We start from the raw sequence: 15,481 nt of genomic DNA on the forward strand, positions 1-15,481 counted from the left end.
GGCCGGACAGTTCCGGAGATGCGCTATGCTTGAAATGATCGACAGTGCAGACGACGTGCTGGCACTGAAAATATCCCACAAGATTGCCGGGGCCGATCTGTCGACGATCATGGATCGGCTTGAAACGGCGATGGCCATGCACAGCGTGGTGCATGTCTTCGTCGAAACCGAAACCATCGATGGCATCGAGATATCGGGCCTGGGGCCTTATATCGCGCGGGCCATGCCGCTGTTCGGCAAACTCGGGCAGTTTGGCAGGGTTGCCGTGGTGGCCGATCAGGCATGGATCCGCGGGGCCACGCGGTTCGAAAGTGCCGTGCTCCCCCATATCAGTTACCGCGTGTTCCTCCCGGAGGAGCGGGACAGCGCGTTCGCATGGGTGACGGGCGCGGCATCCTGACCAGTTTTCCGATCAGGCCCGGCCCGCGCTATTCGCCAAGGACTGTTGAGGCGCGCGTTATTCGAACGTCTGGGTGATCGTCTCGGACGAAGGCCCGGCCAGTTGCCGGTGGATGGAAGCCAGGATCGCCACGAAAAACGCCGTGGCGACTGTCCCGATGAGGCCGGAAATTACCGCCTGGCCAATCTGTCCGGAGGTTCCCTCTCCCAGCAGTGCCACAAGAATGCCGAGAATCCCGCCGATCACCAGCGCGATAATCCCGAATACCAGCATGAGCAGGCTGAAGAACAGGGCAAGGCGCCCGCTGTTGCCCTTGGTCAGTTCCCATGAGCGTTTGAGCACGGCGATCGGGTTGCTCTGCCGTTCGATCGCGATGACCGCGGGAACCAGCGAAATCTTGATCATGACGTAGATCATCGCAACCAGCCCGATAAGAAGGAATATCCCCATCAGCGCCGCAATGCCTGTGGTGCTGACAATGGCGATCACCAGGCTCAGCACGATCGCGACGGCAAAAGCCACAAGGATCTGCGAGGCAAGATAGGGCAGCAGGCCCGACAGCCCGCGCCGCAGCGCCTCGCCGACAGTCGGCTTGGCATGATCGCGCAACAGCGCCAGCAAGGTCAGGATGCCGATGGTCTGGATGATCGCCATCACGATAAACCACGCGGCATTGTCGGTATAGAACTTCACGACCAGTTGCATCGCCGCTTCGGGCGGCAGGTTGGGGGCCGGGGCCGGTGTGGGTACGAACAGGGCAAAGGCCATGCCGGGCAGGAAAAAGAACAGGCCCGCGACGATGAGCAGGACTTCGCGGTTGGCGGTCACCATTTCGGCGGCCTCTCGCCAAGCCCGGTTCATGTCGAATTTCATTTCATTGTCTCCAGTCGCATTCGGGCTCTTGATAAGCGAAGCCGATAGGGCCACGCAATTGCTATGACGGCAGATGCGAACGAACAGATCGAATGGCGGCTGGAAAATGCGCCCGTGCCCTATCGCGCGGCACTGGACGTGATGACCACGCGCAACGCGGCGATTGCCGAAGAAGCGGCTGGCGAACTGATCTGGCTGCTGGAACATCCGCCGGTCTACACCGCCGGGACCAGTGCGGTTGCCGGGGAACTGCTCGACCCGCGCTTCGATGTGGTCGATACCGGGCGCGGCGGCCGTTACACCTATCACGGACCGGGCCAGCGTGTCGGCTATGTCCTGCTCGATCTGGCGCGGCGTTCGCGCGATGTGCGCAAGTTCGTCCATGCACTGGAAGGCTGGGTTATTGCGACGCTGGCCGATTTCGGTGTCGAAAGCTGGAGCGTTCCCGATCGCGTGGGCATCTGGACGCGTGATATCGATGGATCGGAAGCCAAGATCGGGGCCATCGGTGTCCGCGTGCGCCGTTGGGTCACGATGCACGGGTTTTCTGTCAATCTGGCGCCCGATCTGTCGCACTTTTCGGGCATCGTGCCCTGCGGCATTGCGGAATATGGTGTGACCAGCCTCGAAAAACTCGGGATCACTGTTGCGCCGGAGGAGTGGGATCGGGCATTGGTGGCGCGTGCTGGCGATTTCCTCGCCGCGTTGGAAACACCGTGTGGAGTGAACCGCCCATGATATCCCGCCCGATCCTCGCAGGCCGTCCGATTCTTGCAGGCTTCCCGGTGCTGGCCGGGGTTCTGCTGCTGTCTGCCTGCGGGCAGGACGAAGCCTTGAAGGGCGATGGCCGCACCGCCTCGGGTGAAGTGCTGGAAGGCACGATCAGCGATGGCATGATCCCGCTGGACACGTTGCGTTCGCAAGCTCCGCTGGCAGAGCCGGAAGCCCCCGCGAAACCGGGCGACAAGGCAAGTGCGGGCAAAAAGCCGGAATCGGGCGAAGAGTCGGCCGATACCGCACCCGCGTCCGCGCCCACCCCTGCGCCAGACAGCGCGGCCGATCCGGTGGGCGCCGTGGTAAAATCCGCAACGGAGAACTAAGTCTCTGCCCATGGGGTAAAAATTTTTTCCGACCCTGCGGAATAAGTCCGCGACTGAACCGTATTCCCTGTGATGAGCAAGTGGAATTGGTTCAAGGCGCGCTCTGTAGAGCAACTCCCGGCGATGCGGCGTTATGCCCGTTCGCTGGTGGGGGACGAGCGCGCCGACGATCTCGTCCATGAAGCATTGCTGCGCGCCTATGAACGGCACGGCACGTTCCGGCATACGGGCAATATCCAGCATTGGCTTTTTGCCATCATGCACAATTGTTTCGTCAACGGCTGGCGCCGCGCGCAAGTGGAACGCGCAGGCGTGGACAGCCTGTCGATGACGGCGGCAGCCCATGCGCTGCCAAACCAGGAACATGCGGTCGAACTCGATCGTCTCGCCCATGCCTTCGATGGCCTGCCGCCGGAACAGCGCGAAGTCCTGCATCTCGTGGTGGTGGAGGGGCTGTCCTATCAGGCGGCGGCCTCCGTGCTCGAAATCCCCGTGGGAACCGTGATGTCGCGCCTCAGCCGCGCGCGTGCCCATTTGCGGCTCGGCGGCGGCGAACAGCGCCCCAATCTGAAGCTTGTGAGAGGACAAGATGGCAGATCTGACTGATCCGATCACCGAGGCCGATCTCTGCGCCTATGTCGATGACGAACTCGACATGGCCCGCAAGGTGGAGGTTGCCGGATATCTGGCGCAACACCCCGATGCGGCGGCGGCGGTTATGGCCGATATCCGCGTGCGCGATACCCTGCGGTTGGCCGCGGTGGGCAGTCGCCCGGCCCGCTCGGACGTGCTGGAATCCGCGCGCCAGCTCGACCGAAAATTCGCCCGGGCGCGTTTGCTGGCCGCGATTCCGAAAGTCGCTGTCGCATCGCTGGCAGGGCTATGCCTGTTCCTCGCGCAGGATGAGATCATGGAAATCATGGCGCCGCCCGCCACTGCGGCGGTTCCGGCATTCGTGAGCGAGGCCGTCGATACGCACAAGGTTGCCCGGCTGCGCGTGGCCATGCCCAGCGAAACCAAGGATGTGAAGCTGGATCATGTCGCGATTGCGCAGGCGACAAAGATCGTCTTCCCCGAACCATCCGCCGGGTGGCGTGTGCTGGATAATCGCCTGGTCCCTTCGGATGACGGGCCGGGGCTGGAAATCTCGTTCGACACGGGGGACGGTAAACCGCTGACCTTTTTCGCCGTGCCGACCACTGCGGACGGACCGAGCATACCCGAAACGATCGAAATGGATGGGGCGAGTGTAGCCTACTGGCGGTCCAGCGGAATGGGTTACGTGCTGGCCGGTGAGGTCGCCCCGCAGCAGTTGCACCGGCTTGCCGCAGATTTTGCCGACAATACGATCGAATAGGGCGCTTTGCGATGTTGATTGATCTCCATGCCGGTTGTCCGGGCGATCTTCGCATATCCGACGTTTGCATCGTCGGGGCAGGTGCGGCGGGACTGACGCTGGCGCGGCAGCTTCTGGAACAGGGATATACGGTTACCCTGCTGGAAAGCGGCGGGCTCGATTTCGAGCAGGAAACGCAGGATCTCTATCGCGGCGAGAACGTGGGGCTGCCCTATTACGATCTCGATCAGGCGCGGCTGCGTTTCTTTGGCGGGACCGTGTCGATCTGGGGTGGCCGCTGCGCCATGATGAACCCGATCGATTTCGAACGGCGCGACTGGGTGAAGCATAGCGGCTGGCCTGTCCGGTATCAGGACATGCTGCCCTATTACCAGCGGGCCAATGCTGCCTTCGATCTCGGGCCCATGCATTACGCAGAAGACGGCTGGGATGAACTGGGGCGGTCCGGGCCGGGTTTCGCGGACGAGAAGATCGCAACATCGTTCTGGCGGTTCGACGAGATGACCGAAAGGTTCACGGCGGGGATGAACCGTGACCTGCTGATGCATCCCGATCTCGATGTGCTGCTGCACGCCAATGTCGTGGGGCTTCAGGCGGGGAAGAAAGCCGATCGCATCGATTGCCTTCGGGTGGCAACGCTGCGGGGGCTGACATGCAAGGTTCGGGCAAAGCAATATGTGCTTGCCTGCGGGGCAATCGAAAATGCGCGGATGCTGCTAGTTTCGAACGATGTGGAACCGGCGGGCATTGGCAATGCGCACGATCAGGTGGGGCGCTACTTCATGGAGCATCCCTATGGTCGACTGGGCAAAGTGAAGACACAGAACCCGGTGAAACTGTGGGCGGCCTTCCAGAAGCGTTTCCAGCGTTCGGGGCCGCCGCTTGCCCCCGCGCTGCGGATGAGTGATGCCCAGCAGGCAGAACACAAGGCGTTGAATTGCAGTGTGACTTTCAAGCTCCAGCGCGACCCGGGAAAAGGCGTCGCGGTGGGCAACAGGCTCTATCACCAGATCAAACATACGCTTTCGCCCGACGCGAAAGGGCGCTTTCTCAATCGGACCTATCGCCGCATGCGGGCGTGGTTCCATCGCGGCATTCGCGAAACGGTCGAAAAACTGCGCGTGCGCGCCGGGATGACCGATCTTTATGTCATGGTGCGGGGGGAACAGGCCCCCAATCCCGACAGCCGCGTGATGTTGTCAGCCGAGCGCGATGCTTTCGGCGTGCCGCGGGTGCAACTCGACTGGCTGTTGAGCGAGCAGGACAAGGATACCGTGCGCGCCATGGCCCGCACGCTGGATGCCGAATTTCGGCGTCTGGGAATTGGCGAAGTCGAGCCTTGCGAGTGGCTTGATCAGCCGGGCACGGCATGGCCTGTCGACCCCACGGTGGGTAATCATCCGATTGCGGGCTATCACCACATGGGTGGTACCCGGATGAGCGATGATCCCGCACAGGGCGTGGTCGACGCCAATTGCCGTGTCCACAATTACGCCAACCTTTATATTGCCGGCAGTTCGGTCTTCCCCACAAGCGGGTGGGCCAATCCGACCTTGACCATCGTGGCCCTCACGTTGCGATTGGCGGATCATCTGCACGGTATGCTGTCGGCAGAGGCGCGGGCGAACGCCCCTGCTCGTGCACCTGTCGGCAGCACCCCTATGGCAACGGAGAAAAAGGCCCCGGGCTACGCCGGGGCCTGAAGCTGCGGGCCCCGTTAAGCGAGGGGGCGCCGCATGATCAGCGATCAGCGATTGCCGAGATCGCCCTTGCCCACGGTGCCAGCCGCCATTTCCAGCATCCGGTCGAGCGAACGCTTGGCATCGAGCCGCAGCGTTTCCTCGATTTCGATGCGTGGCTGGAGATCGCGCAGCGCGAGGTAGAGCTTTTCCAGCGTGTTAAGCGCCATATAGGGGCAGATATTGCAGTTGCAGTTGCCGTCCGCACCGGGGGCGCCGATGAATGTCTTGTGCGGCAGCGCCTTTTCCATCTGGTGGATGATGTGCGGTTCTGTCGCGACAATCAGCGTGTCGCCTTCCATGGTCTTGGCATAGTTCAAAATGCCGCTGGTCGAACCGACATAGTCGGCGTGATCGACAATCGTCGGCGGGCATTCGGGATGGGCGGCGATGGGTGCGCCCGGATATTGTTGCTTGAGCTTCAGCAGTTCGGTCTCGCTGAAGGCTTCGTGCACGATGCATACGCCCGGCCAGAGCAGCATTTCGCGATTGAATTTGCGCGACAGATACCCGCCCAGATGGCGGTCCGGCCCGAAGATAATCTTCTGTTCGGGGGGGATCTGCTGGAGAATTGTTTCCGCGCTGGACGAGGTGACGATGATATCGCTGAGCGCCTTCACCTCGGTCGAGCAGTTGATATAGGTCAGCGCGATATGATCGGGGTGTGCTTCGCGGAAAGCCTTGAACTTTTCCGGTGGGCACGAATCTTCGAGGCTGCAGCCTGCCTCCAGATCGGGCAGGACGACAATCTTCTGCGGGCTGAGGATCTTGGCCGTTTCGGCCATGAACTTGACCCCGCAGAAGGCGATGACTTCGGCATCGGTATCGGCGGCCTTGCGGCTCAATTCCAGCGAATCGCCCACGAAGTCGGCGAGATCCTGAATTTCCGGTTTCTGATAATAATGCGCGAGGATAACGGCATTGCGTTCCTTGCGCAGCCGTTCGATTTCGGCGCGTACATCGATACCGGTCAGGTCGGCGGTGTGGATAGTCATGGGCCCTTCCTGCATTCAGGGATATGTCGTTACAACGTCCCTAGAAGCCAGAGGGCCCAGTCCCAAGAAGATTTTCTTCCTATCCTGCCGCCAGCGTTTCTGCCCAGGCAATGACCGGGGTGCTGGCCGCCAGTGCATTCACCACCACCTTGCACAGGAAAATCACCGCGACCCCCCACCACAAGGCGGGATGCACCGCCCCGCGCGTGCGCCGGTCATGCAGCATGGCAATACCCAATACCGCCGCCTGTAGCGCCCCTTCGATCCACGGGCCCCATGGGGTCATGATGATCGGACCGGGAACAAGGCGGCCAAACGCCGGCTCCATCAGGACCACGGTGGCGACCAGCATCAGGCGCCGGTGCCATTCGGTGGAACGGCGGCGGACAAGGGCAGCGGCAAGCACAGCGATAAAGAAGGCCAGATGGACCGGGCCGAGCATCAGGAAATAGGGATCGGTGAATATCGGCGGCACCCGGTGCAGGGCGATCGCCTGCACAGTGACCTGCGTCCCGATGCCGCAAATGAACAGCGCCAGTGCCGCACCGCACCACCCCAGTTTGCGGTGCACGGCCAGATTGCCGCTGCCTGCGAGATAGTTCTGTACAATGAACAGGCCGAGCCAGCCCAGCATGGCAATGCCGTGGATGTGCACGGTCAGCGGCGCGACGGCAACATTCGAGAAGCCGCGCAAGGCCCATTGCAGGAATGCGAAAACGACTAGAACAAAAATCCCGATGGCCAGGCGAAAGAAAAACGCCTGATCCTGCCGATAAGCGGCGACATTGCTGGCCATATGTTATTCCCCCCGGAATAAAGAATATCCCAAGGAATAATATAACGGGTCTCAGTATTAACCAAGTATAATTGCCTGATGCTGCTGCCGATCAGGCTGCGAGGCGCCATGTTTCCCCTTGTCGGGAAACTTTTCCTTTTTGTTCTAGGTCTATAAGATGCGCGAGGACTGACATGCCCGCTGCCGGATAGAGGCCGGGATCGGTGCCCTTGTACATCGCTGGCACCATGTCCGGGATCGCTTGCGGGCCATGTTCCAGTTGCCGCAATATCTGGCGTTCGCGCTGGCGGCGGTGCCCGACCATGCCGCGTACCAGTTGCTGGGGCTTCTCCACCGCAGGGCCATGGGCGGGATAATAGACCCGGTCGGCCCGATCGTAGAGCAGCGTGAGCGAAAGCATATAGGCCGCCATGTCGCCATCCGGCGGGGATACGACGCTGGTTGACCAGCCCATCACGTGATCGCCGGTAAACAGCGCGCCCGTTTGTTCCAATGCGAAGCACAGGTGGTTGGAGGTATGCCCCGGTGTCGCCACCGCGCGCAGGGTATAGCCATCGCCCGCGATCGCTTCGCCATCCTGCATCACCCGGTCAGGGGCATAGGTGGTATCGAACGGGGCATCCGCACGCGGGCCCGAGGTGTCGAGCACGAGCGGCGCACAGCCCACAATCTCCGCGCCGGTCAGCAGTTTGAGCGGGGCCGCGGCGGGCGAATGATCCCGGTGCGTGTGCGTGCAGGTGATCGTGCGTACGCGGGCGTCCCCGATTGCCGCCAGCAGCGCATCGATATGCGCCGGATCGTTGGGGCCGGGATCGAGCACGACGACATCCGCGGCCGTGCCGATGAGATAGGTTTGCGTGCCGGTATAGGTGAAGGGCGACGGGTTGGGCGCCAGAACGCGCCGGACGAGCGGTTCGAGAACTTCGACCTTTCCGGTCGGCCAGGGACGGGTAGGGGCATCCATGCGGTGGCATATGGGGGCTCGATGCTGTTAAGTCGAGACTGCGCTGTTAAGTCAGGACTGCAAGGCACGGATGTCTGTGGGAGAGATAATGGGCCAAGAGCTGATTCTGGTGCTGGATGAAGGCACGACATCGACCCGGGCGATGCTGTTCGCGCTGGATGGCCGCGTGGTGGCGCAGGCACAACGGGAATTGACGCAGTTCTATCCCGCCCCCGGCCATGTGGAACACGATGCCCGCGAAATATGGGAGCGCACGATCGCCTGCGCGCGCGATGTGGTGGCGCAGGCGGGGAATCCGGATGATATCGTGGCCATCGGTATCACCAATCAGCGCGAAACGGTGGTGGCCTGGGATCGGCAGAGCGGTGAGCCTTTGGCTCGGGCGCTGGTCTGGCAGGATCGCAGGACCGCGCAGCAGTGCGAAACGCTGAAGGCAGCTGGGCAGGAGGCGCTGGTTCAGGAAAAAACCGGCCTGCTGCTCGATCCCTACTTCTCCGCGACCAAGATGCGCTGGCTGCTTGATAACGAACCGGCGGTGGCTGCGGCGGCCGCCGCGGGACGGCTGGCGCTGGGGACAGTGGAAAGCTGGTTGACCTTCAAGCTGAGCGGCGGCGCACACCAGAGCGATGCCAGCAATGCCAGTCGCACCCTGTTGTTGCCGCTCGAAGGTAGCGGCTGGGACGCGGGTCTATGCGATCTGTTCGGGGTGCCGCGAGCTGCCTTGCCCGAAGTGACCGATAATGCCGGACGTCTGGCGTTGGCCTCGGCGGAATGGCTGGGGCGCGTCCTTCCGATTACCGGGATGGCGGGCGATCAGCAGGCGGCGACGATAGGGCAGGCATGCCTGTCTCCGGGCGACACCAAGGCGACGTATGGCACCGGGGCTTTCATTCTCTCCAATACGGGCGCCGCACCGCCGCGTTCGCAAAACCGGCTGCTGGGCACGGTGCTGTATCAGATGGACGGACGGCGCCGTTATGCCCTGGAAGGCTCTGTGTTCGTGGCGGGCAGTCTGGTCCAGTGGCTGCGCGATTCCCTCGGGATCGTGGACAGCGCGGGGCAAACCGAAATGCTGGCCCGGTCGGTGCCCGATAGCGGCGGGGTGGTGATCGTTCCCGCACTGACAGGTCTGGGTGCACCGCATTGGCGGCCGGAGGCGCGAGGCGCGATCCATGGGCTGAGCTTCGCCACGGGCAAGGCGCAGATCGCGCGGGCTGCGCTGGAGGCGATGGCTTATCAGACCAGCGATCTGGCCACGGCCTTCGCAGCGGACGGCGCGCCATGGTCGCGGTTGCGGATCGATGGCGGGATGAGCGCGAATGACTGGCTGGCGCAGGATCTGGCCGACATGCTGGATATTCCGGTCGAACGGCCTGATTTTGTCGAAACCACCGCGCTGGGGGCGGCGATGCTGGCGGCGGTGGGAGCCGGGCTGTTTGCCGATTTGCCCGCCGCAGCGGCGGCCATGGGCGGTGCACGGCGCAGTTTTATGCCGGCAATGGATGCGGAAACACGGGCCGAACGGTTTGCCCGGTGGCAGCGGGCACTGGCGGGCGTGTGACGGTCAGGCGCAGTGCAATTCCCGGCCCAGCCTGTCGCGCAGGCGATGGATGGCGCAAGGCGACATGGTGAAGCGGCTGTGCCACGCCCGGTCAAAACGTTGGACGCGCGCGTAGAACCGCTCCGTCGCCGCAATCAGATCGCGCAGGACAAGCGGCAACATCACCAGTTGTTCCGGATCGGACCTGCTCGCCTCAACGGGCAGGCGGCCACAGCGCCTTAGCTGAAATTCACTGATTTCATTGTGAAAATAGGCCCGTTGATTGAGCAGCCATGCAATCACGTGCATCATCCGGGTCGAGGTACGCAGCGCTTCGCAGGACAAGGCGATCCGGGCAAGATCTTCGTCCTCTTGCTTGAGATCGAGCTGATCGGCCAAGGCGAAGGATAGCCGTACTTCATCCGCCAGCACGAGCGCCTCCGCATAGAGGCCTTCCACGATAGAGCGATTGATGTCGACCGGTGTTGTCATTGTTGACCCGGGCTAATGCAGAGCGTGCAGTGATACCACTGTCAGGGGCTGCGTTTTGCCGAAGAATTCCGGACTGTCCCCAAGCGGTACTGTTTTTAGATACCCCAAAACGTGCCGCAGCGGGGCCGTTGCCGCGGCGCGACATTCCGCTGCATGAGGTTGCGCCGTTCAGGCGATGATATCGGGCAGGAGCGCGTCCTCGATCAGGGCGATCTGGTCTTTCAGGCGCAGCTTGCGTTTTTTTAGGCGCGCGATCTGCAACTGGTCGGTACTTCCGGCCGCTGTCAGCGCGTCAATCGCGGCATCAAGATCGCGATGTTCGATCCGCAAACTTTCGAGGCGCTTGCGCATCTCTTCTTCGGTCACTTGTCACCTGCCTGCTGTTGCCCATCGGGCGATTCGTCTTGTCTCTGCAGGCTCTTGTCGCGCGGAGCCGCTGATTGCATCTTGCAAAATAGGCGCAATGTGATTGGATGACAATCGTACCACATGCCGAAAGAGCATGAGTCGCAATACCATCTGGTTCAGGGGTTATGAGCAACCTTGTTAAGGAGGTACCCAATGGAATCGTCACACTTCAGTGCCCTGCAGCTCAAACATCGCGGTATCGAACAGCAACTGCGTCAGGAAATGAGCCGCCCGTCGCCGGACGAGACGATCATTCAGTCCCTCAAGAAGCGGAAGTTGCGAATCAAGGAAGCCCTTGCACAGATCTAGGGTGGCCGCTTTGCAGGAGCGGCGGATTGCGTCGCTCCTGCTGAGGCTCGTGGGGCTTTTTTATACCTATACCGTTCACAAAAGCGCCGATCTGCGATAGGCGATTACCATGACATCCGCCACTGCCGCAGCCCGCACCATCCTCACTCGATTGCATGAGGTAATGGCTTCGCGCTTGCACGCACAGGCCAAGCTCAATCAGGTGGTGGAGATTATCGGCGACAGCCTCGATAGCGAGGTGTGCTCGATCTACCTGCTGCGCGAAGGGATGCTCGAACTGTTCGCCACGCGCGGCCTGAACCAGAGCGCGGTACACGTCACCCGCATGGCAGTGGGTGAAGGTCTTACCGGCACGATTGCCGACAATATCGAAACCTTGAATCTGGCGGAAGCCACCGCCCACCCGGACTTTTCCTATCGCCCCGAAACGGGGGAGGACAAGTTCCATTCCTTCGCCGGCGTGCCGATTGTGCGGCATGAACGGGCGGTTGGCGTGCTCTGCGTTCAGCACGTCGATCCGCGCCGCTATGCCGATGTGGAAATCGAAGCGTTGCAGACAACGGCCATGGTGCTCAGCGAACTGATCGCCAATGCCGATCTGGTCGATGAGGAGGATCTGGGCACCAACCCCGCGTTGAGCGGCCCGGAAATCATTCGCGGTCTGGCGTTGGTCAAAGGGCTGGCCAGCGGCACAGCGGTTCTGCACCAGCCACGGGTGACCGTGGAATACGTTGTCGCCGAAGATACCGAGGCCGAACGGCAGCGGGTCTATCTTGCGTTTGACAAGATGCGCGAACAGATCGATCGCATGACCACTCAGGCCGAATTCGGTGTCGGCGGCGAACATGACGAGGTTCTCGCGACCTACAAGATGTTCGCTTACGACGAAGGCTGGGCGCGTCGCATCAACGAGGCCATCGAATCCGGGCTGACCGCCGAAGCGGCGATTGAACGCGTCCAGCAGCGCACCCGCATGCGCATGCGCGAAATCGACGATCCCCTGCTGGCGGAACGGATGCACGATCTGGAAGATCTCTCCAATCGTCTGCTGCGGATTGTTTCGGGTCAGCTCGGCACGGCCGCTGCCAAGGGGTTGCGTGAAGATACGATCCTGATTGCCCGCAATCTCGGTCCGGCGGAATTGCTGGAATACGATCGCCGGCGGTTGAAGGGTGTCGTACTCGAGGAAGGGTCGCTGACCGCCCATGTGGTGATCGTGGCGCGGGCCATGGGCGTGCCGGTGCTGGGGCGCGTGTCCGGTCTGCGGCGGCTTGTCCGCGAAGGGGATCAGCTGTTGCTGGATGGCGATAATGGGACGGCCACGGTCCGTCCCAGCCCGCCGCTGATCGAAGCGTTCGATGCACGCTTTGCCAAGAGCAAGGAGCGTCAGGCCGCTTACGCCAAATTGCGCGATGTCCAGCCAGTCAGTCTCGATGGCAAACGCGTGACGGTGATGATCAATGCAGGCCTGCGCGATGACATGCCGATGCTGAACGTCACGGGGGCGGATGGTATTGGCCTGTTCCGCACCGAATTCCAGTTTCTGGTTGCCGCTGCCCTGCCGCAACGTGACCGCCAGACGCGTCTCTATCGCGATGTGCTCGATGCCGCGGGGGACAAGCCGGTGATTTTCCGTACGGTCGATATCGGCGGTGACAAGGCCTTGCCCTACTTGCGCGAAGATGACCGTGAAAATGACGAAAACCCGGCGATGGGCTGGCGCGCCTTGCGCCTCGCGCTGGAACGCGAAGGCTTGCTCAAGGCGCAGGCGCGGGCGCTGCTCGAAGCCTCTGCCGGGCGCACCTTGAATGTCATGTTCCCGCTGGTGTCCGAGCCGTGGGAATTCGATGCCGCGCGCGCCGTATTCGAAGCGCAGCGCCAATTCCTCAAGAAGCAGAAGAAGCTGCTGCCCGAAGCGATCAATTACGGGGTCATGCTCGAAGTGCCGGCATTGGCAGAAATGCTGGATATCATGCTGCCAAAGCTGTCGTTCATTTCGATTGGCACCAATGATCTGACGCAGTTTCTGTTTGCCGCCGATCGCGCCAATCCCAAGTTGGCCGAACGCTATGACTGGCTCAACCCGTCGATCCTGCGGTTCATGCGGCGGGTGGTGAAGGCTGCTGATGAAGCGGGCGTGGCCGTAGGGGTTTGCGGCGAAATGGGCGGTCGCCGGCTGGAAGCGCTGGCGCTGCTGGGCATCGGGATCAGGCGTCTGTCGATCACGCCGGCTGCGGTGGGTCCGATCAAGGAACTCGTTTGCAAGACGAATCTTGCCGATATTGCCGAAGCGATGGAGGGCTGGCTGGCCAATCCGCCTGCAAATTTGCGTGCCGAAGTGCAGCAATGGGCACTCGATCATGGGCTCGATAGCGATTAAGATGGCGTGCGCCGAAAATTGGCCGCACCCATGCACCGCTTTGGCGCAGCGCATCGCTGGCAAGAAAAGCCTGCCTTGACTTGCCCGCGCCGCGCCTCTTGTTTGCGCGCGCCTGGCAGGGTCGCGTCCGTGTCGGCGGATTTGGGGAATGGACCAGTTGAGCGAACAATTTGAAGAAGATCAGGCCGTGCAGAGTGTCGGCGAACGGATCAGGGCCGCACGGGAAAAGGCGGGTTTCAGTCTTGCCCAGTTGTCTTCCGAGACGCGCATTTCGCTGCGCCATCTGGAAATGATCGAGGCGGACGAATTCGATCGCCTGCCCGCCCGGACTTACGCAGTCGGATTTTCGCGCAGTGTCGCAAATGCGCTGGGCCTCAATTCGGCGGAAATCGCTGCAGATGTGCGCGCGGTTCTCAATGCGCAGACGCGCGAAGCTCCGCGCCGGATACAGACATTCGAACCAGGCGATCCGGCGCGGGTCCCCTCCGCACGGCTGGGCTGGTATATGGCGTTGATCGCGATTGTGCTGCTGGTCGGGGCGTTCGTGTTCCTGCGCGGGTTCTTCAGCCCGGCGGCGAGCTTGCCGGAACTCAGGGACGAGACCGCAGTGGCGGCATCGGCACAGGCCCCGGCGCAGACACAGGCAGGGGCACAGGCCGCCACGCCTGCGGCACCCACGGGTGGTGCGGTTGCATTTACTGCGCTGGAGGAAGGCGTCTGGGTCAAGTTCTACGATGCTGCGGGCAAGCAGCTTCTCGAAAAGGGTCTGGCCAAGGGCGAAACCTATACTGTGCCCGCCGATGCGCAGGGGCCGATGGTGTGGACCGCGCGTCCTGACGCCTTGGCTATCACCGTCGGTGGGCAGCCGGTTGCACGCCTGTCCGATGTTCAGAAAGTCATGAAGAATGTGCCGGTTACGGCTGCGGCTCTGCTCGCGCGGAAACCGGCGGGAACAGCAGCATCGGCTGCAACCGGGGCATCGGCTTCACCGGTTGCGGCACCGGCACCGGCATCGGCTGCACCTGCATCACCCACAGCATAAAACGGCCCGATTCTCGACAGGACGGCCCGCTGTCGGCATAGCTGTGGCGATTGTTCAGCCGCAGTTCGGTGTCGTGATGGAACATGGCGACTGTTTGCGGAAGCAATGACAGGAGCTTGGTAGATGATGATGGGACGGCGCTGGGTTCGCGGGATTGTGCCGGGTGCTCGCACGGCGGTAATGGTCGTATCGGCCGTAGCCACAGTTGGCGTGGCGATGCCCGCTGCCGCGCAAGTGGACGAAAACCGGATGCGCAAGGTCGAAGCCGAAGTGCGGGCCTTGCAACGCAAGGTGTTCCCGGCGGGCGACAGCCGCTTTTTCGCGCAGGACGCCGCAGCCGCTACCAGCACGGCCAGCAGCACCATACCCCCTGCGACCACCCCGATGACCGATGTGCTGGCCCGGCTTGACGCGCTTGAGACAAGCCTTGCCGCGCTCACCTCGCAAGTCGAAACCAACACCAATGCGCTGGCCCGTCTTTCCGGCCGCGTGGCCGCGCTGGAACCCGCTGGCACGGCCAGCCCGCCGCCGGTGGTGGTATCACCGGCATCGGGTGGCGTAACCACTCTCACGCCGACCGCTTCCAAACCGGTGACGACAGCGGCAACGCCCAAGCCCGCCGCGCCCAGTTCGGCCCGGCTGGCGCAGGTCCAGGCCATTGCCAAGCCATCGACCGCGGATGCCGGGGACGATGAATATTCCTATGGTTTCCGGTTGTGGGAAGCCCGGCTCTATCCCGAAGCGCAGCAGCAGTTGCAGCTCTACGTCCAGAAATATCCGAAGCATCGCATGATCAGCCATGGCCGTAATCTTCTGGGCCGGGCCTATCTTGACGATGGCAAGCCCAAAGAGGCTGCGCCGTGGTTCGTGAAGAACTATGACGATGATGTGCAGGGTGCCCGCGCACCGGATAGCCTGCTCTATCTCGTCGAATCCATGATTGCGCTCAAGGATACGAAGCGGGCCTGCATTGCACTGGCCAAATTCGGGGAAACCTATCCCGCTCTCGCCATCGGGCGGCTCAAATCGCAGTATGATGCCAATCGGGCCAAGGTGAAGTGCAATTAGTGCGCAATCCGAAACCGC

General features: G+C 62.1%; 17 protein-coding genes. 11 read left to right on the forward strand and 6 right to left on the reverse strand.

The window, feature by feature from the left end; genetic code table 11:
* Positions 1 to 25 precede the first annotated feature (25 nt).
* Entirely contained in the window at positions 26 to 400 is a 375-nt protein-coding gene (locus EGO55_RS12465; protein ID WP_021690231.1) for a SpoIIAA family protein, read from the forward strand.
* 57 nt (positions 401 to 457) lie between these two features.
* Here EGO55_RS12465 and EGO55_RS12470 read toward each other — a convergent pair whose 3' ends face one another.
* Entirely contained in the window at positions 458 to 1,273 is an 816-nt protein-coding gene (locus EGO55_RS12470) for a hypothetical protein (RefSeq protein ID WP_021690232.1), read from the reverse strand.
* Positions 1,274 to 1,336: 63 nt separating this feature from the next.
* Between EGO55_RS12470 and lipB the strand changes: the two genes are divergently transcribed.
* From lipB to EGO55_RS12495, 5 genes are all read left to right on the forward strand, one after another.
* Complete coding sequence (gene lipB, locus EGO55_RS12475; protein ID WP_021690233.1) at positions 1,337 to 2,011, forward strand: lipoyl(octanoyl) transferase LipB; 675 nt, start codon at positions 1,337 to 1,339, stop codon at positions 2,009 to 2,011.
* On the forward strand, positions 2,008 to 2,373 hold the full coding sequence (locus EGO55_RS12480) for a hypothetical protein (RefSeq protein WP_021690234.1): 366 nt from the start codon (positions 2,008 to 2,010) through the stop codon (positions 2,371 to 2,373). Before lipB ends, EGO55_RS12480 begins: the two co-directional genes overlap by 4 nt.
* A 72-nt stretch (positions 2,374 to 2,445) precedes the next feature.
* On the forward strand, positions 2,446 to 2,979 hold the full coding sequence (locus EGO55_RS12485) for a sigma-70 family RNA polymerase sigma factor (protein ID WP_021690235.1): 534 nt from the start codon (positions 2,446 to 2,448) through the stop codon (positions 2,977 to 2,979).
* Positions 2,963 to 3,730, forward strand: a complete 768-nt coding sequence (locus EGO55_RS12490) for an anti-sigma factor family protein (RefSeq protein ID WP_021690236.1) — start codon at positions 2,963 to 2,965, stop codon at positions 3,728 to 3,730. The genes EGO55_RS12485 and EGO55_RS12490 overlap by 17 nt, the downstream gene beginning before the upstream one ends.
* 11 nt (positions 3,731 to 3,741) lie before the next feature.
* Positions 3,742 to 5,433 (forward strand): FAD-dependent oxidoreductase, encoded by a 1,692-nt coding sequence (locus EGO55_RS12495; protein WP_021690237.1) that lies wholly within the window; start codon positions 3,742 to 3,744, stop codon positions 5,431 to 5,433.
* 44 nt (positions 5,434 to 5,477) lie between these two features.
* On the opposite strand, the gene nadA is transcribed toward EGO55_RS12495, so the two are convergent.
* The 3 genes from nadA to EGO55_RS12510 all read right to left on the reverse strand — a co-directional run bounded on the left by nadA (position 5,478) and on the right by EGO55_RS12510 (position 8,224).
* Positions 5,478 to 6,464 (reverse strand): quinolinate synthase NadA, encoded by a 987-nt coding sequence (gene nadA, locus EGO55_RS12500; RefSeq protein ID WP_021690238.1) that lies wholly within the window; start codon positions 6,462 to 6,464, stop codon positions 5,478 to 5,480.
* 79 nt (positions 6,465 to 6,543) lie between these two features.
* On the reverse strand, positions 6,544 to 7,260 hold the full coding sequence (locus EGO55_RS12505) for a hypothetical protein (RefSeq protein ID WP_021690239.1): 717 nt from the start codon (positions 7,258 to 7,260) through the stop codon (positions 6,544 to 6,546).
* A gap of 91 nt (positions 7,261 to 7,351) precedes the next feature.
* Positions 7,352 to 8,224, reverse strand: a complete 873-nt coding sequence (locus tag EGO55_RS12510) for an MBL fold metallo-hydrolase (RefSeq protein ID WP_021690240.1) — start codon at positions 8,222 to 8,224, stop codon at positions 7,352 to 7,354.
* Between the two features lie 88 nt (positions 8,225 to 8,312).
* Between EGO55_RS12510 and glpK the strand changes: the two genes are divergently transcribed.
* Positions 8,313 to 9,785 (forward strand): glycerol kinase GlpK, encoded by a 1,473-nt coding sequence (gene glpK, locus EGO55_RS12515; RefSeq protein ID WP_021690241.1) that lies wholly within the window; start codon positions 8,313 to 8,315, stop codon positions 9,783 to 9,785.
* Positions 9,786 to 9,788: 3 nt separating this feature from the next.
* On the opposite strand, the gene EGO55_RS12520 is transcribed toward glpK, so the two are convergent.
* Positions 9,789 to 10,256 (reverse strand): DUF1465 family protein, encoded by a 468-nt coding sequence (locus EGO55_RS12520; protein WP_021690242.1) that lies wholly within the window; start codon positions 10,254 to 10,256, stop codon positions 9,789 to 9,791.
* A gap of 168 nt (positions 10,257 to 10,424) precedes the next feature.
* Complete coding sequence (locus EGO55_RS12525) at positions 10,425 to 10,622, reverse strand: YdcH family protein (RefSeq protein WP_021690243.1); 198 nt, start codon at positions 10,620 to 10,622, stop codon at positions 10,425 to 10,427.
* Between the two features lie 195 nt (positions 10,623 to 10,817).
* Here EGO55_RS12525 and EGO55_RS12530 point away from each other — a divergent pair, with 195 nt between their 5' ends.
* From EGO55_RS12530 to EGO55_RS12545, 4 genes are all read left to right on the forward strand, one after another.
* A complete protein-coding gene (locus tag EGO55_RS12530) occupies positions 10,818 to 10,973 on the forward strand; it encodes a YdcH family protein (protein ID WP_021690244.1) in 156 nt (51 codons plus the stop codon).
* 109 nt (positions 10,974 to 11,082) lie between these two features.
* Positions 11,083 to 13,353, forward strand: coding sequence for a phosphoenolpyruvate--protein phosphotransferase (ptsP, locus tag EGO55_RS12535; protein ID WP_040715670.1), 2,271 nt, complete (start codon positions 11,083 to 11,085; stop codon positions 13,351 to 13,353).
* Between the two features lie 157 nt (positions 13,354 to 13,510).
* On the forward strand, positions 13,511 to 14,395 hold the full coding sequence (locus EGO55_RS12540; protein ID WP_161566042.1) for a helix-turn-helix domain-containing protein: 885 nt from the start codon (positions 13,511 to 13,513) through the stop codon (positions 14,393 to 14,395).
* A gap of 123 nt (positions 14,396 to 14,518) precedes the next feature.
* Positions 14,519 to 15,463, forward strand: a complete 945-nt coding sequence (locus EGO55_RS12545; RefSeq protein WP_021690247.1) for a tetratricopeptide repeat protein — start codon at positions 14,519 to 14,521, stop codon at positions 15,461 to 15,463.
* Positions 15,464 to 15,481: the final 18 nt, after the last annotated feature.

It is taken from the genome of Caenibius tardaugens NBRC 16725, from assembly GCF_003860345.1.
Classification (GTDB): Bacteria; Pseudomonadota; Alphaproteobacteria; order Sphingomonadales; family Sphingomonadaceae; genus Caenibius; species Caenibius tardaugens.